Below are 20,309 nucleotides of genomic sequence, written 5' to 3'. Positions count from 1 at the left end.
CTTATTGACACTATATTTTAGGATTATATATAATAAAGTAAAATTTGACTTTTTAACCACTAAGGAGGAGCATTTTTTTTATGTCAATCGAGGTAGGCAGCAAGTTACAGGGTAAAGTAACAGGTATTACAAATTTTGGGGCTTTTGTGGAGCTGCCAGAAGGCTTAACTGGTCTTGTTCATATTAGTGAAGTTGCTGATAACTATGTAAAAGATATTAACGATCACTTAAAAGTGGGCGACCAAGTAGAAGTAAAAGTTATTAATGTTGAAAAAGATGGAAAGATTGGTTTATCTATCAAAAAAGCGAAAGAACGTGAAAAAACAGAAGGAGATCGTCCACGCGGTGAATACCAACGCGGTGGTGATCAACAACGTTCTGGACGTCCACAACGTAATAATCGCTCTTTCAACAGAGATAATCGCGGTGGCGGTAACGACCGAGCTCCAAAAGAAACATTTGAGCAAAAGATGGCACGCTTCTTAAAGGATAGCGAAGATCGTTTAACTTCTTTAAAGCGTAACACAGAGTCTAAACGTGGTGGCCGTGGCGCACGTCGCGGATAATAAGACCGTTTAGTTTTTAACATATAGAGAGGTACCCAGAGTGATGGCTCAGGGTACTTTTTTATATGTGAAAATATATTTTAAAAAAGTTTTCAAGATATGTTGACTTTAAATAATATCTGATGTAAGATACTAATTGTCCGTTAAATACGACGACATGGCGGTGTAGCTCAGCTGGCTAGAGCGTACGGTTCATACCCGTGAGGTCGGGGGTTCGATCCCCTCCGCCGCTATATTTAATTTAACGGCCCGTTGGTCAAGTGGTTAAGACACCGCCCTTTCACGGCGGTAACACGGGTTCGAATCCCGTACGGGTCATCTAAAAAGATCATGCAAATTTGCATGATCTTTTTTTGTTAAATGGATTAAGATATACAATACTTCTACAAAATCACCCTATATTTTCTGAATATTTAATTAAAAAATTGAAATAACTTACATACCGTGTATATCTGTAGAGTTATTTCGAATAAAAAGTCGAACGATTATAAAAGTGAAAACTGTTGTTTTGACAAAAATCCCAACAATCATCTTTTATAATGACAGTAATTAAACTATGCAGGTGGTGTTAAAAGTATGCCTAAAGCAGGAAGGAATACTATGAATACAAGTGCATTGGCAATGAATGAGAGTCAGCTTGGAGGAATAAAGTGGACGAGTAAGTTGCGAATGAAATTTGAACAAGTTTTCTTTAGATGGGGATTTATTATTGTTGTTATTGGTTTTCTTTTGGGAAGAGCATATATATTAACAAATATCTTACCGTTTGCACTACCATTTTTTGCTGCTGTTTATGTTATGAAGCGGGATAAGATGCCGCTAGCATTTTTAGCTCTAATGGGAGGAGCTCTTTCAGTCTCGATAGATAATTTGTTTTTTACTTTTGCATCTATCTTTACTTTCTTCATTTATAATATCTTCTTTAGTAGATTCACACGTAAAACCGTTGGACTTGTTCCATTTCAAGTATTTATCTCCGCATTAACCGCACACTTAGTTGTTGTATATTTTGCACAACAAACTGTCACCATGTACGATTTACTCGTTAGTACCATTGAGGCTGGGCTTAGTTTTGTATTAACTATGATATTTTTACAAAGTGTTCCGCTTTTAGTAGAAAGGAAAGGAAAACAACAGGCGTTAGAGACGGAAGAAATTGTTTGTTTGATTATATTACTAGCATCTGTTTTAACGGGTACAACAGATTGGTTTGTATATGATGCTTCTATTCAACATATTTTTACACGGTATTTAGTACTAGTATTTGCATTTATTGCGGGTGCTGCTACAGGATCTACAGTGGGGGTCGTAACAGGTTTGATATTAAGTTTAGCAAATGTATCTAGCTTGTCCCAGCTTAGCCTTCTTGCTTTTTCTGGATTGCTTGGTGGGTTGTTAAAAGAAGGGAAGCGTTTAGGTGTTAGTTTAGGTTTATTAATTGGGACAAGCTTAATTACATTATATGTAGACAAACAGACAAATATTGTAACGACTTTAATTGAGTCAGGCGTAGCGATTGCTATCTTCTTATTAACGCCAAAGCTTGTTTTAGATCGTATTGCTAAATTTATGCCAGGTACACAAGAGCATTCGCAAGATCAACAACAATATTTAAGAAGGATGCGCGATGTTACAGCGAACAAAATCAACCAATTTGCAAATGTATTTGCTGCTTTATCTAATAGCTTTTCTGTATATGGGTATGTAGAGGAAGAAGATAAAGAGACAGAAGCAGATTTGTTTTTGAGTACAATTACTGCGAAAACATGTCAAACATGCTTTAAAAAGGATCAATGCTGGGTAGTGAATTTCGATAAAACGTACGATTATATGAAACAAATAATGAGTGAAACGGAAGAAGGAACCCTGCAACATAATCGTAAATTAGTTCGTGAGTGGGACAAGCATTGTGTGAGAGGGAAAAAAGTGACGGATTTAGTAGCGGGTGAATTAGATCATTTCTATGAGGGACAAAAATTACGAAAACAAATGAAGGAAAATCGTAGAATAGTTGCGGAGCAACTATTAGGTGTATCAAAGGTTATGGAGGATTTTGCTAAGGAGATACAACGAGAGCGTGAAAATCATCAGGTGCAGGAAGAACAGATTATGCAAGCGTTCCGTGATTTTGGTGTCGAAGTAGAGCATGTTGATATTTATTGTTTAGATAGAGGAAGTATTGATATTGAAATGTTGATTCCCGTTGCATCTAATGAACATGGTGAATGTGAAAAGTTAGTTGCACCGATGCTTTCGGATATCCTTAAAGAAAATATTGTCGTTAAACATGAAGAAAAGTCTTCTTATCCGAATGGCCACAGTTTAATATCATTCGGTTCGGCGAAGACGTATTCTCTTGATACGGGATTGGCCACAGCCGCAAAGGGCGGTGGATTTGTTTCGGGTGACTCTTATGCGATGATGGATTTAAGTGTTGGCAAATATGCACTTGCGATTAGTGATGGTATGGGGAATGGGCAAAGAGCTCATATGGAAAGTAAGGAAACGGTGAAATTATTACAAAAAATACTCCAATCCGGTATTGACGAAGAAATAGCGATTAAGTCTATTAATTCAATTCTTTCTTTGAGAACGACGGAAGAGATGTTTACGACATTAGACTTAGCTATGGTAGATTTGCGAGATGCGAGTGCAAGGTTTTTAAAGATCGGATCAACGCCGAGTTTTGTTAAACGCGCGAATAATATTTTGAAAATTGAAGCAAGTAATTTGCCGATGGGAATCATCGAAGATGTTGAAGTTGATGTGGTGGGTGAACAATTAAAAACGGGCGATATCCTTATTATGATGAGCGATGGGATTTTTGAGGGAGCGCAGCATGTAGAGAATCATGAATTGTGGATGAAACGAAAAATTAAAGAATTGCAAACCGAAGACCCGCAAGAAATTGCTGATATCATTATGGAAGAAGTGATTCGCTCTTGTGATGGTTATATAAATGATGATATGACTATTGTAGTGGCAAAAGTGAAGAAAAATATGCCGAAGTGGGCTACGATTCCGATTGTAGGCATGCAGGCGCAGTAAAATGTAAGTGGAATGTTTATCTAAAATTTGATTTTAAAAACCTAGGCGAATACCTAGGTTTTTTTGTGGGAAAAGGTAATGCTATTGATTTTGTGAATACAGACGGAGGATGTAAGATAAAAATGTAATTTTTGTATATCTTTTTTTTGCACAATGTTTGTAAAAGTTGTACCATTATAGACAAGGCGACTAATGTTGCTGTTCTTGTTTAATGAAAGGTGATTGCGAAGTTGAAAGATACATTTGTTGAAAAAGTAGATGACTTTGTAAAGCAGCATGATGTATTAAAGAATGATTCAACAATTGTTGTGGGAGTTTCTGGTGGTCCTGACTCGTTAGCCCTTTTATATTATTTATTAGAAAAAAGAGCGGAAAAACAGTTGGAAATTGTAGTAGCTCATGTCGATCATATGTTTAGAGGTGATGAATCTCATGAGGATTTACAGTTTGTGCAGGACCTTTGTGAAGAACTGGGAATTATTTGTGAAACGATAAGAATTAATGTATCACAATATCAACAGCAATACGGGATGAATGCACAGGTTGCTGCTAGGGAATGCAGATATGCATTTTTGGAAAGAATAATGAAGAAATATGATGCAAGATATGTTGCTCTTGGACATCATGGAGATGATCAAGTAGAGACGATTTTAATGCGTCTTGTAAGAGGGAGTACTCCGAAAGGATATGCAGGAATTGCAGTGAAGCGTCCTTTTCATAATGGATATTTAATTAGGCCGTTACTTGGGGTAACGAAGGAAGAAATTGTTGATTACTGTAATAAGCTAAATTTAATTCCACGTATAGATCCGAGTAATAAAAAGGAAGTATATACAAGGAATCGATTACGTAAATATGTCCTTCCTCACTTAAAAGAAGAAAATCCACAAATGCATGAGAAATTCCAAAAATTTAGCGTGCAGATGCAAGAGGATGAGGCTTATTTGCAGGAATTAGCTTTTGAGAAAATGAATAAAGTAATTACAAAAAAAAGTGATAAACAAATTAGCTTATCAATTCCTGCCTTTGAATCCATGTCTATGCCTTTACAAAGAAGAGGGATTCAACTAATATTAAACTATCTTTATGAATATAAGATTCCATCTTCTCTTTCTTCTATACATATTGACAAGGTGATTGAGTTTTTTAAGCGGACACAACCTTCAGGTTCACTTGATTTTCCAGGTGATTTGAAAATTGTTCGTACATACGAGGAGTGTAGCTTTAGATTTAAACAAGAAATTGTCTCTCCTTTTTTGCAAGATTTATCAGTACCCGGGATCATTACGCTATTGAACGGGGATGAATTTGTAACAGAGGTGAGCGAAGATATACCAAGTAACATGAATGAAACAGTATTTGTTGCTAAGTATAATGATATATCATATCCACTTCGTATTCGTTCTAGGGAAAATGGAGATCGCATGTCAATACAAGGTATGGATGGCACGAAAAAGATAAAAGCTATTTTTATCGAAGCGAAAGTACCAAAAGAAAAAAGGGAAGAATGGCCGGTCGTTTGTGATGCAAGTGGGAACATTATTTGGGTACCCTTGTTGAAGCGATCTGCATTTGCAATTTCGAAAGAGATGGCAAAGAAGGATAAATATATGATTATTCACTACAAAAGCAAGGAGTCTTCCGGGAGGATAATGAAATGATGAATCAAGATATCGAAAAAGTATTAATTTCTGAAGAACAAATACAAGAAAAGGTGCGCGAACTAGGTGCAGTTATTGCAGAGGATTATAAAAACACAGTACCCCTTGCAATTGGTGTATTAAAAGGCGCAATGCCATTTATGGCAGATTTATTAAAGAGAACAGATACATATCTTGAAATGGATTTTATGGCTGTATCTAGTTATGGTCACTCTACAGTTTCAACAGGCGAAGTGAAAATTTTAAAAGATCTTGATACTTCTGTAGAAGGTCGCGATATTTTAATCGTCGAAGATATTATTGATAGTGGTCTTACACTAAGCTACTTAGTAGACTTATTCAAATATCGTAAAGCGAAGTCTGTAAAAATTGTTACATTATTAGATAAGCCAACAGGCCGTAAGGTTGATCTGAAAGCGGATTATGTTGGATTTACTGTTCCACATGAATTTGTAGTAGGATATGGATTAGATTATAAAGAGCAGTACCGTAATCTTCCTTATGTAGGCGTATTAAAACCAAGCGTTTACTCAAATTAATTAAATACAGGCTTTACAATTGTATAGGAAAGTTTTTCTATGTTACGATTTACTATAGTGTTTATGCCGTGAGAGGAGGTTAGGAATGAATCGTATCTTCCGTAATACCATCTTTTATTTACTGATATTCTTAGTAGTAATTGGAATCGTGAGCTATTTTAATGGTTCGACACAAAAAACGACATCAGTTAGCTACGACAAATTCATTACTAAACTAGAAAGCGGTGAAGTGCGTAATGTGCAACTTCAACCGAAAAATGGTGTATTTGAGGTAAAAGGACAATTCAATAACTCTAGCCAAGGAGAACAATTTGTTACTTATGCACCAAATACTGAGGAATTACAAAAGAAAATCAATGATAAAGCGAAAGGTGCCGAAGTTAAGTATCAACCAGCAGAAGAAACAAGTGCTTGGGTAACATTCTTTACTTCAATCATTCCGTTTGTCATCATCTTCATTTTATTCTTCTTCTTATTAAACCAAGCTCAAGGCGGCGGTAGCCGTGTTATGAACTTCGGGAAAAGTAAGGCGAAGTTATATAATGATGAAAAGAAAAAAGTTCGTTTCAGAGATGTTGCTGGGGCGGATGAAGAGAAACAAGAACTTGTTGAGGTAGTTGAATTCTTAAAAGACCCTCGTAAGTTTTCTGAAGTTGGTGCCCGTATTCCAAAGGGTGTCCTATTAGTTGGACCTCCAGGTACAGGTAAAACTTTATTAGCACGTGCTGTTGCAGGTGAGGCTGGCGTTCCATTCTTCTCTATCAGTGGTTCTGACTTTGTAGAGATGTTTGTCGGTGTCGGTGCATCACGTGTACGTGATTTATTTGAAAATGCAAAGAAAAATGCTCCTTGTATCATTTTTATTGATGAAATTGATGCAGTAGGTCGTCAACGTGGCGCAGGTCTTGGTGGTGGTCATGATGAGCGTGAGCAAACATTGAACCAGTTACTTGTTGAAATGGATGGATTCGGTGCAAACGAAGGTATTATTATCATTGCTGCGACAAACCGTCCAGACATTCTTGACCCAGCGTTATTACGCCCAGGTCGTTTTGACCGTCAAATTACAGTAGATCGTCCAGATGTAAATGGCCGTGAAGCTGTACTGAAAGTACATGCGCGTAATAAACCGCTTGATGAGCATATTAATTTAAGAGCAATTGCGACTCGTACACCAGGATTCTCTGGTGCGGATCTTGAAAACTTATTAAACGAAGCTGCTTTAGTAGCTGCACGTCGAGATAAGAAGAAAATTGATATGAGTGATATCGATGAAGCAACGGATCGTGTTATTGCAGGTCCAGCTAAGAAAAGTCGTGTTATCTCTGAAAAAGAACGTAATATCGTTGCTTTCCATGAAGCAGGCCACACTGTAATTGGTGTTGTTCTTGATGAGGCTGATGTCGTTCATAAAGTAACAATTGTCCCTCGTGGTCAAGCTGGTGGATATGCGGTAATGCTTCCGAAGGAAGATCGTTACTTCATGACAAAGCCAGAGTTACTTGATAAAATCACTGGTTTACTTGGTGGTCGAGTAGCTGAGGAGATTGTATTTGGTGAAGCAAGTACAGGTGCTCACAACGACTTCCAACGTGCGACTGGTATTGCAAGACGTATGGTTACGGAATTCGGTATGAGTGATAAGCTTGGACCGATGCAATTTGGTAGCTCACAAGGTGGTCAGGTATTCTTAGGAAGAGACTTCCATTCAGAACAAAACTACAGTGATGCAATTGCGCATGAAATTGATGTGGAAATGCAAACGATTATTAAAGACTGTTATGCTCGTGCGAAACAAATTCTTACTGAAAAACGAGATAAGCTTGATATTATCGCAAAAACGTTACTTGAAGTAGAAACATTAGATGCAGAGCAAATTAATCATTTATATGATTATGGCAGATTACCTGAGCGTCCAACATCTTCAGATGATGTGAAAGTAAACATCAATATGAAGAAAGACGATGAAGATAAAGAAGATAAGTAAGAAATGAAGGAGTGACTATCGTCACTCCTTTTTTATTTGTTAAGATTTTTGCTAATTACTATTGAGGGCTTAGTGGATAAAGTAATTTAAGTAAAACTAGTATTAAAAATTGAAATAGAGAGCAATCTTTTTGTAAAATGATGAGGATAGGAAAGCTGATTATATAAGTATGTGTGATATGATGTTTTTATAAGTTTTATACATACTACACAAATATAGATTAAATAAGATAAGTGGTGAGAATATGATTTTTGTATTGGATGTAGGGAACACAAATGCTGTACTAGGCGTGTTTGAAGAGGGAGAACTTCGTCAGCATTGGCGCATGGAAACAGATCGTCATAAGACAGAAGATGAATATGGAATGCTTGTAAAACAGTTACTTGATCATGAGGGTCTCTCGTTTGAAGATGTGAAAGGTATTATTGTGTCTTCAGTCGTACCACCAATTATGTTCGCTTTAGAACGTATGTGTGAAAAATATTTTAAAATTAAACCGCTTGTAGTAGGACCTGGAATAAAAACGGGGCTAAATATTAAATATGAAAATCCACGTGAAGTAGGCGCAGATCGAATTGTAAATGCAGTAGCAGGAATCCAATTGTATGGAAGTCCACTTATTATTGTTGATTTTGGTACGGCTACTACATATTGTTATATTAATGAAGAAAAGCATTATATGGGTGGAGTTATTACGCCAGGAATTATGATTTCAGCAGAGGCTTTATATAGTAGGGCGGCAAAACTTCCTCGTATTGAAATTACAAAACCGAGCAGTGTTGTTGGGAAGAATACAGTAAGTGCGATGCAATCAGGTATTCTTTATGGTTATGTAGGACAAGTGGAAGGTATTGTTAAGCGTATGAAAGAGGAAGCTAAACAAGAACCGAAAGTTATTGCAACAGGTGGATTGGCGAAATTAATTTCAGAGGAATCGAATGTAATTGATATTGTAGATCCATTTTTAACGTTAAAAGGCTTGTATATGTTATATGAGCGTAATGCAAATTTACAGCAGGAGAAAGGTGAATAAATAAGTATGAAAGATTATTTAGTAAAAGCGTTAGCGTTTGATGGAGAAGTACGTGCGTATAGTGTACGTACAACAAATACAGTAAGTGAGGCACAAAGACGTCATGATACATGGAGGACAGCTTCGGCGGCACTTGGCCGTTCTTTAACTGCAGGTACAATGATGGGTGCGATGTTAAAAGGTGATCAAAAGTTAACGATTAAGGTAGAAGGTAATGGTCCGATTGGCCCTATCTTAGTGGATGCTCATGCAAATGGAGATGTACGTGGCTACGTAACGAATCCACATGTTGATTTTGAAGGAACGGAACAAGGGAAATTACGTGTATATCAAGCGGTAGGTACAGAAGGTTTTGTAACAGTAATTAAAGATATTGGTATGCGTGAGCCGTTTATCGGTCAATCCCCAATCGTTTCGGGAGAACTAGGGGAAGATTTCACGTATTATTTCGCAGTTTCTGAGCAGACGCCTTCTTCTGTTGGTGTCGGTGTCCTTGTAAATGGAGATGACAGCGTATTAGCGGCGGGTGGATTTATCCTTCAAATTATGCCGGGCGCACAAGAAGAAACAATTTCATTCATTGAAGATCGTTTGCAAAAAATCCCGCCTGTATCAACATTGATTGAACGAGGCCTTTCTCCAGAAGAGCTACTATATGCAGTCCTTGGAGAAGATAAAGTAAAAGTATTAGAAACAATGGATGTTCAATTTAATTGTACGTGTTCACGTGAGCGTATTGAGAGTGTGTTAATTAGTTTAGGTAAAACAGAGTTAGAGCAAATTCGTGAAGAAGAAGAAGAGACAGAAGTTCATTGCCATTTCTGTAATGAACGATACAAGTTCTCTAAAGAAGATATTACAAATTTAATTGAGAATTTGTAATAAGGGGATTAACCCTCCGAATAGATTGACAAACAGGGAATTTTCTGACAAAATCTAAATATAGATAAAACCAATAAAAATACTCGGTGTTAGGAGTGACAGGAATGCGAGTGGCACAATCAGTTTCAGAATTAATCGGGAAAACGCCGATCGTTAAGTTGAACCGCATCGTAGAATCAGACAGCGCAGATATATACTTAAAACTAGAATTTATGAATCCGGGGAGTAGCGTTAAAGATCGTATTGCACTAGCTATGATTGAAGATGCTGAAAAAAAGGGATTGTTAAAAGAGGGCGATACAATCATTGAACCAACAAGTGGTAACACAGGTATTGGTTTAGCGATGGTAGCGGCTGCTAAAGGATATAATGCAATTTTAGTAATGCCAGAAACAATGAGTATTGAGCGTCGTAATTTATTACGTGCTTACGGTGCTGAATTAGTATTGACTCCAGGTCCTGAAGGGATGGGTGGAGCAATTCGTAAAGCAACTGAATTAGCAAAAGAGCATGGTTACTTTATACCGCAACAGTTCCAAAATCAATCGAATCCACAAATTCACCGTTTAACAACAGGTCCAGAAATTGTTGAACAAATGGGTGATCAATTAGATGCGTTTATTGCAGGTATTGGTACAGGTGGAACAATTACTGGTGCTGGTGAAGTGCTGAAGGAAGCATATAAAGGTATTAAAATTTATGCAGTAGAACCTGCGGATTCACCAGTGTTATCTGGTGGGAAACCAGGTCCACATAAAATCCAAGGAATTGGGGCGGGATTTGTTCCAGAGACATTGGATGTAGAAGTATATGATGAAATTATTCAAGTGAAAACAGAGCAAGCATTTGAATATGCGAGAAGAGTGGCTAAAGAAGAAGGTATTTTAGTTGGTATCTCTTCAGGAGCAGTTATTTATGCAGCAACAGAAGTTGCGAAAAAGTTAGGTAAAGGGAAAAAGGTACTCGTTATTATTCCAAGTAACGGTGAACGTTATTTAAGTACACCACTTTATCAATTTGAATCATAATTAAATGTGATTGAAAAAGCATCCTTGAAAAAGGATGCTTTTTCTTTTTGGATTGGAAATAGGAAAAGAGTGAATGACTAGAAAACTTCATGTAAAATAAGAGGTAGTATAATTAAATTATTTTCACTAGCCTTCGAGTATAATCAATCTCTATATAAATAACTTATGTAGTTTGAGGTGGTTCATCTAAGAGGGTGGAATAAAAGAAGACGGGGTGTTGATATGCAACGAAGAAAATCTTTAGCGCTTTCTATTCCATATCAGTTAGATTTCTTTAAGCAATATAAATTTCTTTCTCAGGATAAGCCGCAACATATTTTGCTGGAAAGTGGACGTGGCGGTCGTTATAACATAGTGGGTTTAAACCCGGTAGCGGTAATCCAAGGAAAGGGTGAAAAGTTACATATAAGTGAAAGTGGTAAGGAAACAATAAAAAAAGGGAATCCATTAGATTTAATGCAAGAATATATAGAGAAATGGAAAACAGACTACAATCCAGAGTACCCGCCTTTTCAAGGTGGTGCAATGGGCTACTTTAGTTATGATTGTATCCGTTATATCGAAAAACTCCCTTCTCTTGCAGAGGATGATCTGAATATACCCGATATATACTTTTTATTATTTGATGATGTGTTTGTCTATGATCAAAAAGAAAAGGTATTGTGGATTATTACACATTATGTAGATAAGCATGCAGAAGCGGAAGAACGTTTAAATGAATGGAAGGATCTTTGGACGGCAGAAGTGCCTGAAGTGACTATGCCGTTTGAATGTCCTAAAAAGAAAAATGAAGCGGTTGCCTTTACAGAAGCAGGCTTTATGAAGGCTGTTGAACGTATTCAAGAGTATATTGGAAATGGTGATGTGTTTCAAGTAAACTTGTCGACAAGACAGGAAAGAACTTTACAAACGCATCCACTAGAAATTTATACAAGTCTTCGTAAAATTAATCCATCTCCATATATGGGTTACTTAGAGCTTGGGGATTTTCAAATTGTTAGTGCTTCGCCTGAATTGCTGATTAAAAAACAAGGACAAGAAGTAAGTACACGACCAATTGCAGGTACAAGATCCCGAGGTGCAAATGAACAAGAGGATCAAGACTTAGCAAGGGAATTAATTGAGAACGAAAAGGAACGAGCAGAGCATGTGATGCTTGTAGATTTAGAGCGAAATGATTTAGGACGTGTTTGTAAATATGGCACTGTAGAAGTCGATGAATTTATGGTAATTGAAAAGTACTCACATGTTATGCATATCGTTTCCAATGTGCGTGGTGAGGTGGAAGAAGATAAGGATGCTTTCGATTTAGTGAAAGCTGTATTTCCTGGTGGAACAATTACTGGTGCACCGAAAATACGTACGATGGAGATTATAGAAGAATTAGAGCCTGTTCGTCGAGGGATTTATACAGGTTCAATTGGTTGGATTGGTTATTCTGGAGATACGGAATTAAATATTGTCATTAGAACGCTTCTTGCGAAAGATGGGCAAGCACATGTGCAAGCTGGAGCGGGAATTGTAATTGATTCAAATCCGAAAAATGAATATAAAGAGTCGTTAAAAAAGGCAATTGCTTTATGGCGTGCAAAAGAAAGTAGCGAAGAAACGGTTAGGTGAGAGAAATGATATTAATGATTGATAATTATGATTCTTTTACATTTAATTTAGTACAGTTTCTTGGAGAACTTGGACAAGAGCTTGTTGTTAAGCGTAATGATGAAGTGAGTATTGCAGATATTGAGAATATGAAACCAGATTTCTTAATGATTTCGCCAGGTCCATGTAGTCCTAATGAAGCGGGGATTAGTATGGAAGTTATTAAATACTTTGCTGGGAAGATTCCGATTTTTGGAGTTTGTCTTGGGCATCAATCGATTGCACAAGTATTTGGTGGAGAAGTTGTTCGTGCAGAGCGATTAATGCATGGAAAAACGTCACTTATGCATCATGATGGGAAAACGATTTTCTTAGATATTCCTAATCCATTTACTGCAACGCGTTATCATTCCCTGATTGTTAAGAAAGAGTCATTGCCAGATTGTTTAGAGGTAACATCTTGGACAGAGGAAGGGGAAATTATGGCGATTCGTCATAAGACACTGCCGATAGAGGGTGTGCAATTCCACCCAGAATCTATTATGACTTCTCATGGGAAAGAGTTACTACAGAACTTCATTCGTAAATATAGTCCAAGTGTGACATCATGTTAATTTACGTAAATGGCGAGTATGTAGAAGCGAATGAAGCGAAAATCTCCCCTTATGACCATGGTTATTTATATGGGCTGGGAGTTTTTGAGACATTTCGTATTTATAATGGTCATCCTTTTTTGTTAGATGATCATTATAACCGTTTAATAGGTGCGCTAGATGCATTGCAAATTAAATGGACAATGACAAAAGATGACGTGATGCTTATTTTGAAAAATCTACTCGCTAAGAATGAATTGGAACATGCGTATGTACGTTTTAATGTATCAGCAGGTGTAGATGAAATAGGATTACAAACGGAAATGTATGAAGACCCTTCGGTTATTGTTTTTATAAAACCTTTAACAGCTCCAGGAGATGTAGTAGAAAAAGAAGGGGTTATTTTAAAACAAGTGCGAAATACACCAGAAGGAGCATTTCGTCTGAAGTCTCATCATTATCTAAATAATATTTTAGGGAAGCGTGAAATTGGAAATGTAGTGAGCAAGGAAGGTATTTTCCTTACTGAAGCAGGTTATGTTGCAGAGGGGATTGTTTCGAATCTCTTTTTTGTGAAAGGTGATGTTTTATATACACCTTCGTTAAAAACAGGGATTTTAAATGGTATCACTCGTGCGTTTATTATAAAAAGTGCTGAAGAATTGAATATAGAAGTAAAGGAAGGTTTCTTTACAAAAGATGAATTACTTTCAGCAGATGAAGTCTTTGTAACAAACTCAATTCAAGAAATTGTTCCGCTTTATCGTATAGAAGCGCAGGATTTCCCGGGTAAAGTAGGAGTGGTTACAAAAAGTTTAATGTACCTTTATGGAATGCAGAGAGAGAAATTATGGAGCAGAAATGAATTACGAAGAGGAGATGTGTAGTTTGAAGTGGGATTATGATTTACGCTGCGGCGAATATACATTGAATTTAAATGAAAAGACATTAATTATGGGGATTTTAAATGTAACACCAGATTCGTTTTCTGATGGTGGGAGTTACAACGAGGTAGATGCTGCGGTACGTCATGCAAAAGAAATGCAAGGTGAAGGTGCTCATATTATTGATATTGGTGGCGAATCTACTCGCCCGGGTTTTGCTAAAGTATCAGTAGAAGAAGAAATAAAGCGAGTTGTCCCGATGATTCAAGCGGTTTCAAAAGAAGTGAAATTGCCTATATCTATCGATACATATAAAGCTGAAGTTGCAAAGCAAGCAATTGAGGCTGGTGCTCATATTATTAATGATATTTGGGGAGCGAAGGCGGAGCCAATAATTGCTGAAGTCGCAGCTCATTATGATGTACCTATCATTTTAATGCATAACCGCGATAATATGAATTATCGTAATTTAATGGCGGATATGATTGCTGATTTGTATGATAGTATCAAAATTGCTAAAAATGCTGGTGTGCGAGATGAGAATATTATTTTAGATCCAGGTATCGGTTTTGCTAAAACACCTAAGCAAAACTTAGAGGTGATGCGTAATTTAGAACAGTTAAATGTGCTAGGTTATCCGGTTCTCTTAGGTACATCGAGAAAGTCCTTTATTGGGCACGTATTAGATTTGCCAGTAGAGGAACGCCTTGAGGGAACGGGAGCTACTGTTTGTCTTGGTATTGAAAAGGGTTGTGAGTTTGTTCGTGTCCATGATGTGAAAGAAATGGCGCGTATGGCTAAAATGATGGATGCAATGATTGGTAAGGGGGTAAAGTAATTGGATAAAATTTATATCCATGATATGGAGTTTTACGGTTATCATGGTGTGTTCCCGGAGGAAAATAAATTAGGTCAGAGATTTAAAGTTGACTTAACGGTGGAGTTGGATTTAAAGCGTGCAGGGGAAAGTGATGAATTAGAGCATTCGGTCAATTATGGAGAGCTTTTCGAATTATGTAGAAAAGTTGTTGAAGATAGAAAGTATAAGCTTGTGGAGAGTATCGCTGAAAATATTGCTGCAGATATATTAAAACAATATGAAAGTATTTCACGATGTACAATTAAGGTAATTAAGCCGGATCCACCGATACCAGGTCATTATCGTGCTGTAGCAGTAGAAATTACGAGAGAACGTCCATGAATAATATAGCATACATTGCATTAGGGTCAAATATTGGAGAGCGTTATACGTATCTAACCGAAGCGATTCAGTTCTTAAATAAAAATCCTTATATTCAGGTTGATGATATTTCATCTGTATATGAAACTGAGCCAGTTGGCTATACTGACCAAAGTTGCTTTTTAAATTTAGTTATAAAAATTTCTACCAATTTATCACCACAAGAATTATTGAAAGTAACACAAAAAGTAGAAAATGACCTAGGAAGAAAAAGGGAAATTAGGTGGGGGCCGAGGACTATCGACCTTGACATTTTACTTTATAATCAAGAGAATATTGAAGCAGAGAATCTTATTGTTCCGCATCCGCGGATGTTTGAAAGAGCTTTTGTTATCGTTCCGTTGTTAGAGATTAATCAAGACATAAAACAAAACATTTCATGTTCACAAGTAGAAGAAATGAAAAGGCGAGAGGGAGTAACGGTATGGAAGCAGAAAAATGGGGAAGACGCATTCGTGCTTTTCGAAAGCTAAAAGGCTACACGCAAGAAGGTTTTGCTAAAGAATTAGGGGTATCTGTATCTGTTTTAGGTGAAGTTGAGAGAGGGAATCGATCACCTTCTCAAGATTTTGTAGTAGAAGTTGCTAAGGCATTAAATGTTTCGATAGATGAATTAATGCCAAAGTGACTGTGCAGGAAGGAGTAGGTTGATTGTTAAAGATTGCAAATATTGAGATGAAAAATCCGGTTGTATTAGCACCGATGGCGGGAGTGTGTAATTCTGCATTCCGTTTAACAGTGAAAGAATTTGGTGCAGGTCTAGTTTGTGCTGAAATGGTAAGTGATAAGGCAATATTACTGAATAACAAAAGAACATTAGATATGTTATATATCGATGAGAGAGAAAAACCATTAAGTTTACAAATTTTTGGTGGAGAGAAAGAAACTCTTGTAGATGCTGCGAAATACGTAGATAAATATACGACAGCAGATATTATTGATATCAATATGGGTTGCCCAGTACCGAAAATCGTAAAATGTGATGCGGGGGCAAGGTGGCTTTTAGATCCCAATAAAATATATGAAATGGTAGCAGCAGTTGTAGATGCCGTTGAAAAGCCGGTTACAGTTAAAATGCGTATCGGTTGGGATGAAGAACATATTTTCGCAATAGAAAATGCTAGAGCTATTGAGCGTGCTGGTGGACAAGCTGTGGCGGTTCACGGACGTACGCGAGTGCAAATGTATGAAGGTAAAGCGGATTGGGATATCATTAAACAAGTAAAGCAAGCTGTGAATATCCCGGTTATCGGAAATGGTGATGTCGAAACACCGCAAGATGCGAAGCGCATGCTTGATGAGATTGGTGTAGATGGTGTTATGATTGGCCGTGCGGCTCTTGGGGATCCATGGATGATTTATCGTACAGTAAAGTATTTAGAGACAGGTGAATTAATGCCGGAACCAACAGTGCGCGAGAAAATTGATGTATGTATGTTGCATCTAGATCGTCTTATCGACTTAAAGAACGAAAGTGTCGCTGTAAGAGAGATGAGAAAACATGCAGCTTGGTATTTAAAAGGTGTTCGTGGTAATGCGAGTGTACGTAATGGTATTAATGCTTGTAACACACGTGAAGACCTTGCGAATGTGTTAGGTGCATTTGTAGAAGAAGTAGAAGCGAAACAACAAACAATTTACGTTGGTTAATAAGGAACATAGGAGATTGACATTCTTCTATACACTTCCTATAATTACGTGAAAGAAAGAAGAACTGCCAGTTAGTTGCTGGCAGTTTTTCTAGTTGAGTAGAAAATGCTATACTGTATATATTGTAAAAATTAATAGAGCTGGAGTGATATCAATATCATGGATAACATGAACCACGAAGAATTAAACGACCAATTGCTTGTTCGTCGTGAAAAGCTACATAATTTACGTGAGCAAGGAATCGATCCGTTCGGTAAACGATTTGAACGCACAAATTCAATGACCGACTTAGTAAGTTTATATGGAGAATTCTCTAAAGAAGAATTAGAAGAGAAAGAAATCACTGTTTCTATCGCTGGTCGTATTATGACAAAACGCGGTAAAGGAAAAGCTGGATTCGCGCACATTCAAGATTTACACGGACAAGTTCAAATTTACGTTCGTAAAGATACTGTTGGAGATGAAGAGTACGAGTTATTTACGACAGCAGATTTAGGTGACTTAGTAGGTATTGAAGGTAAAGTGTTCAAAACAAACGTTGGAGAACTTTCAGTAAAAGCAACGGGATTTACGCTTTTAACGAAATCTCTCCGTCCGTTACCGGATAAATATCATGGATTAAAAGATGTTGAACAACGATACCGTCAACGTTACTTAGACTTAATTACAAGTATGGAAAGTCGTGAAACATTTGTTACTCGCAGTAAAATTATTCGTGAAATGAGAAGATATTTAGATGACAACGGTTATCTTGAAGTAGAAACGCCTATGATGCACGCGATTGCAGGTGGAGCATCTGCTCGTCCTTTCACTACGCATCATAATGCGTTAGATATGGAATTATATATGCGCATCGCAATTGAACTTCATTTAAAACGTCTTATTGTGGGCGGATTAGAAAAAGTTTATGAGATTGGCCGTGTATTCCGTAATGAGGGTGTATCAACTCGTCATAACCCTGAGTTTACGATGATTGAATTATATGAAGCGTACGCTGATTATAATGATATTATGAAACTAACAGAAAATATGGTTGCTCATATTGCGAAAAAAGTATTGGGTACAACAACAATCCAATATGGTGATTATGAAATTAATCTAGAACCAGAATGGACACGTCTTCATATGGTAGATGCAATTAAGCAACACTCTGGAGCGGATTTCTGGAATCCGATGAGTGTAGAAGAAGCGCGTGAGCTTGCGAAAGAACATAATGTAGAAATTAAGGATACAATGGAAGTTGGTCATATTATTAATGAGTTCTTCGAGCAAAAAGTAGAAGATAAATTAATCCAACCAACATTTATTTACGGTCATCCGGTAGAAATTTCGCCACTTGCGAAAAAGAATGATGAAGATCCACGATTCACAGATCGTTTCGAATTATTTATCGTTGCACGTGAACATGCAAATGCATTTACTGAGTTAAATGATCCGATCGATCAAAAAGAACGTTTTGAAGCGCAATTAAAAGAGCGTGAACAAGGTAATGACGAAGCACATATGATGGATGACGATTATATTGAAGCTCTTGAGTACGGTATGCCTCCTACGGGTGGATTAGGAATTGGTATTGATCGTCTAGTTATGTTATTAACAAATGCACCATCTATTCGTGATGTATTATTATTCCCTGCTATGCGCCATAAACAAGACTAAGCTTTGGAGATTTCTCCAAAGCTTTTTTTATTTGAGTATGAGTTGCGTGGGTATAATAGATCTTGATGGTGCGAGAAATTATACTTATATAGAAGAAATGTGCTGTTTTTATACTTTTTTACTAAGTTAAAAATTTTATTAGAAAAACTATTGCATTTTAATAATCAAACTGGTATATTTATATTCGTTGCCACGAAAGGTAACAAGCAAAACAAACGAAAAACAACTTATTGAAAAAAGTTGTTGACGAGAATGTAACGAAATGTTATATTGATAAAGTCGCTTCTGAGCGACCAAGTAGTTCTTTGAAAACTGAACGAAACAAACAACGTGAAACGTCAATTTTTATTTTTAGATGCTAGACAAACTAACTTTATTGGAGAGTTTGATCCTGGCTCAGGATGAACGCTGGCGGCGTGCCTAATACATGCAAGTCGAGCGAATGGATTGAGAGCTTGCTCTCAAGAAGTTAGCGGCGGACGGGTGAGTAACACGTGGGTAACCTGCCCATAAGACTGGGATAACTCCGGGAAACCGGGGCTAATACCGGATAACATTTTGAACTGCATGGTTCGAAATTGAAAGGCGGCTTCGGCTGTCACTTATGGATGGACCCGCGTCGCATTAGCTAGTTGGTGAGGTAACGGCTCACCAAGGCAACGATGCGTAGCCGACCTGAGAGGGTGATCGGCCACACTGGGACTGAGACACGGCCCAGACTCCTACGGGAGGCAGCAGTAGGGAATCTTCCGCAATGGACGAAAGTCTGACGGAGCAACGCCGCGTGAGTGATGAAGGCTTTCGGGTCGTAAAACTCTGTTGTTAGGGAAGAACAAGTGCTAGTTGAATAAGCTGGCACCTTGACGGTACCTAACCAGAAAGCCACGGCTAACTACGTGCCAGCAGCCGCGGTAATACGTAGGTGGCAAGCGTTATCCGGAATTATTGGGCGTAAAGCGCGCGCAGGTGGTTTCTTAAGTCTGATGTGAAAGCCCACGGCTCAACCGTGGAGGGTCATTGGAAACTGGGAGACTTGAGTGCAGAAGAGGAAAGTGGAATTCCATGTGTAGCGGTGAAATGCGTAGAGATATGGAGGAACACCAGTGGCGAAGGCGACTTTCTGGTCTGTAACTGACACTGAGGCGCGAAAGCGTGGGGAGCAAACAGGATTAGATACCCTGGTAGTCCACGCCGTAAACGATGAGTGCTAAGTGTTAGAGGGTTTCCGCCCTTTAGTGCTGAAGTTAACGCATTAAGCACTCCGCCTGGGGAGTACGGCCGCAAGGCTGAAACTCAAAGGAATTGACGGGGGCCCGCACAAGCGGTGGAGCATGTGGTTTAATTCGAAGCAACGCGAAGAACCTTACCAGGTCTTGACATCCTCTGAAAACCCTAGAGATAGGGCTTCTCCTTCGGGAGCAGAGTGACAGGTGGTGCATGGTTGTCGTCAGCTCGTGTCGTGAGATGTTGGGTTAAGTCCCGCAACGAGCGCAACCCTTGATCTTAGTTGCCATCATTAAGTTGGGCACTCTAAGGTGACTGCCGGTGACAAACCGGAGGAAGGTGGGGATGACGTCAAATCATCATGCCCCTTATGACCTGGGCTACACACGTGCTACAATGGACGGTACAAAGAGCTGCAAGACCGCGAGGTGGAGCTAATCTCATAAAACCGTTCTCAGTTCGGATTGTAGGCTGCAACTCGCCTACATGAAGCTGGAATCGCTAGTAATCGCGGATCAGCATGCCGCGGTGAATACGTTCCCGGGCCTTGTACACACCGCCCGTCACACCACGAGAGTTTGTAACACCCGAAGTCGGTGGGGTAACCTTTTTGGAGCCAGCCGCCTAAGGTGGGACAGATGATTGGGGTGAAGTCGTAACAAGGTAGCCGTATCGGAAGGTGCGGCTGGATCACCTCCTTTCTATGGAGAATTGAT

At 38.2% G+C, this 20,309-nt stretch carries 17 protein-coding genes, 2 tRNA genes and 1 rRNA gene; all 20 read left to right on the top strand.

What is annotated here, in order from left to right; genetic code table 11:
- Nucleotides 1-80: 80 nt before the first annotated feature.
- The 20 genes from ACYFX0_RS29860 (at nt 81) to ACYFX0_RS29765 (ending at nt 20,294) form a co-directional block, all read left to right on the top strand.
- Nucleotides 81-566, top strand: a complete 486-nt coding sequence (locus ACYFX0_RS29860; RefSeq protein WP_000021451.1) for a S1 domain-containing RNA-binding protein — start codon at nt 81-83, stop codon at nt 564-566.
- Between the two features lie 159 nt (nt 567-725).
- Nucleotides 726-799, top strand: a tRNA-Met gene (locus ACYFX0_RS29855).
- A 13-nt stretch (nt 800-812) separates the two neighbouring features.
- Nucleotides 813-884 (top strand) — tRNA-Glu (locus ACYFX0_RS29850).
- 258 nt (nt 885-1,142) lie between these two features.
- Nucleotides 1,143-3,614: a stage II sporulation protein E gene (gene spoIIE / locus ACYFX0_RS29845; protein WP_001123551.1), complete on the top strand. Its 2,472-nt coding sequence runs from the start codon at nt 1,143-1,145 to the stop codon at nt 3,612-3,614.
- Nucleotides 3,615-3,844: 230 nt separating this feature from the next.
- Nucleotides 3,845-5,275: a tRNA lysidine(34) synthetase TilS gene (tilS, locus tag ACYFX0_RS29840; RefSeq protein WP_106082524.1), complete on the top strand. Its 1,431-nt coding sequence runs from the start codon at nt 3,845-3,847 to the stop codon at nt 5,273-5,275.
- On the top strand, nt 5,272-5,814 hold the full coding sequence (hpt, locus tag ACYFX0_RS29835; protein ID WP_000981846.1) for a hypoxanthine phosphoribosyltransferase: 543 nt from the start codon (nt 5,272-5,274) through the stop codon (nt 5,812-5,814). Before tilS ends, hpt begins: the two co-directional genes overlap by 4 nt.
- 85 nt (nt 5,815-5,899) lie before the next feature.
- Nucleotides 5,900-7,801: an ATP-dependent zinc metalloprotease FtsH gene (gene ftsH, locus ACYFX0_RS29830; protein WP_001079668.1), complete on the top strand. Its 1,902-nt coding sequence runs from the start codon at nt 5,900-5,902 to the stop codon at nt 7,799-7,801.
- A 244-nt stretch (nt 7,802-8,045) separates the two neighbouring features.
- Nucleotides 8,046-8,834 carry a type III pantothenate kinase gene (locus tag ACYFX0_RS29825; protein ID WP_000578366.1) on the top strand — a complete coding sequence of 263 codons (789 nt, stop codon included), beginning with the start codon at nt 8,046-8,048 and terminating at the stop codon, nt 8,832-8,834.
- 6 nt (nt 8,835-8,840) lie between these two features.
- Nucleotides 8,841-9,716, top strand: coding sequence for a redox-regulated molecular chaperone HslO (hslO, locus tag ACYFX0_RS29820; protein ID WP_000656369.1), 876 nt, complete (start codon nt 8,841-8,843; stop codon nt 9,714-9,716).
- Between the two features lie 104 nt (nt 9,717-9,820).
- Nucleotides 9,821-10,744: a cysteine synthase A gene (gene cysK / locus ACYFX0_RS29815; RefSeq protein ID WP_106082522.1), complete on the top strand. Its 924-nt coding sequence runs from the start codon at nt 9,821-9,823 to the stop codon at nt 10,742-10,744.
- A gap of 222 nt (nt 10,745-10,966) precedes the next feature.
- Entirely contained in the window at nt 10,967-12,364 is a 1,398-nt protein-coding gene (trpE, locus tag ACYFX0_RS29810) for an anthranilate synthase component I (RefSeq protein WP_106082521.1), read from the top strand.
- A gap of 5 nt (nt 12,365-12,369) precedes the next feature.
- Nucleotides 12,370-12,957, top strand: a complete 588-nt coding sequence (gene pabA / locus ACYFX0_RS29805; RefSeq protein WP_000602284.1) for an aminodeoxychorismate/anthranilate synthase component II — start codon at nt 12,370-12,372, stop codon at nt 12,955-12,957.
- Nucleotides 12,951-13,823, top strand: coding sequence for an aminodeoxychorismate lyase (gene pabC, locus ACYFX0_RS29800; RefSeq protein WP_000909860.1), 873 nt, complete (start codon nt 12,951-12,953; stop codon nt 13,821-13,823). The genes pabA and pabC overlap by 7 nt, the downstream gene beginning before the upstream one ends.
- Nucleotides 13,798-14,658: a dihydropteroate synthase gene (gene folP / locus ACYFX0_RS29795; RefSeq protein ID WP_002084136.1), complete on the top strand. Its 861-nt coding sequence runs from the start codon at nt 13,798-13,800 to the stop codon at nt 14,656-14,658. Before pabC ends, folP begins: the two co-directional genes overlap by 26 nt.
- On the top strand, nt 14,659-15,021 hold the full coding sequence (gene folB, locus ACYFX0_RS29790) for a dihydroneopterin aldolase (RefSeq protein ID WP_000358066.1): 363 nt from the start codon (nt 14,659-14,661) through the stop codon (nt 15,019-15,021).
- Nucleotides 15,018-15,533, top strand: coding sequence for a 2-amino-4-hydroxy-6-hydroxymethyldihydropteridine diphosphokinase (folK, locus tag ACYFX0_RS29785; RefSeq protein ID WP_001059447.1), 516 nt, complete (start codon nt 15,018-15,020; stop codon nt 15,531-15,533). The genes folB and folK overlap by 4 nt, the downstream gene beginning before the upstream one ends.
- On the top strand, nt 15,485-15,688 hold the full coding sequence (locus ACYFX0_RS29780) for a helix-turn-helix domain-containing protein (protein ID WP_000387030.1): 204 nt from the start codon (nt 15,485-15,487) through the stop codon (nt 15,686-15,688). The genes folK and ACYFX0_RS29780 overlap by 49 nt, the downstream gene beginning before the upstream one ends.
- A 23-nt stretch (nt 15,689-15,711) precedes the next feature.
- On the top strand, nt 15,712-16,710 hold the full coding sequence (dusB, locus tag ACYFX0_RS29775) for a tRNA dihydrouridine synthase DusB (protein WP_000912244.1): 999 nt from the start codon (nt 15,712-15,714) through the stop codon (nt 16,708-16,710).
- Nucleotides 16,711-16,869: 159 nt separating this feature from the next.
- Nucleotides 16,870-18,369: a lysine--tRNA ligase gene (gene lysS / locus ACYFX0_RS29770; RefSeq protein ID WP_460272044.1), complete on the top strand. Its 1,500-nt coding sequence runs from the start codon at nt 16,870-16,872 to the stop codon at nt 18,367-18,369.
- A gap of 373 nt (nt 18,370-18,742) precedes the next feature.
- Nucleotides 18,743-20,294: ribosomal RNA gene (locus ACYFX0_RS29765) — 16S ribosomal RNA — on the top strand.
- Nucleotides 20,295-20,309 lie beyond the last annotated feature (15 nt).

The sequence above is a fragment of the Bacillus sp. NEAU-Y102 genome (genome assembly GCF_054788175.1).
The sequence above is the reverse complement of the archived record's forward strand: the minus strand, read 5'-3'. Positions and strand labels throughout refer to the sequence as shown.

Coding starts and splice junctions, on each gene's coding strand:
- pabC (WP_000909860.1), top strand. CDS start 12,951: ATGTTAATTTACGTAAATGGCGAGTATGTAGAAGCGAATGAAGCGAAA.
- folP (WP_002084136.1), top strand. CDS start 13,798: ATGAATTACGAAGAGGAGATGTGTAGTTTGAAGTGGGATTATGATTTA.
- pabA (WP_000602284.1), top strand. CDS start 12,370: ATGATATTAATGATTGATAATTATGATTCTTTTACATTTAATTTAGTA.
- hpt (WP_000981846.1), top strand. CDS start 5,272: ATGATGAATCAAGATATCGAAAAAGTATTAATTTCTGAAGAACAAATA.
- ACYFX0_RS29825 (WP_000578366.1), top strand. CDS start 8,046: ATGATTTTTGTATTGGATGTAGGGAACACAAATGCTGTACTAGGCGTG.
- cysK (WP_106082522.1), top strand. CDS start 9,821: ATGCGAGTGGCACAATCAGTTTCAGAATTAATCGGGAAAACGCCGATC.
- folK (WP_001059447.1), top strand. CDS start 15,018: ATGAATAATATAGCATACATTGCATTAGGGTCAAATATTGGAGAGCGT.
- lysS (WP_460272044.1), top strand. CDS start 16,870: ATGGATAACATGAACCACGAAGAATTAAACGACCAATTGCTTGTTCGT.
- ACYFX0_RS29860 (WP_000021451.1), top strand. CDS start 81: ATGTCAATCGAGGTAGGCAGCAAGTTACAGGGTAAAGTAACAGGTATT.
- hslO (WP_000656369.1), top strand. CDS start 8,841: ATGAAAGATTATTTAGTAAAAGCGTTAGCGTTTGATGGAGAAGTACGT.
- spoIIE (WP_001123551.1), top strand. CDS start 1,143: ATGCCTAAAGCAGGAAGGAATACTATGAATACAAGTGCATTGGCAATG.
- trpE (WP_106082521.1), top strand. CDS start 10,967: ATGCAACGAAGAAAATCTTTAGCGCTTTCTATTCCATATCAGTTAGAT.
- ftsH (WP_001079668.1), top strand. CDS start 5,900: ATGAATCGTATCTTCCGTAATACCATCTTTTATTTACTGATATTCTTA.
- ACYFX0_RS29780 (WP_000387030.1), top strand. CDS start 15,485: ATGGAAGCAGAAAAATGGGGAAGACGCATTCGTGCTTTTCGAAAGCTA.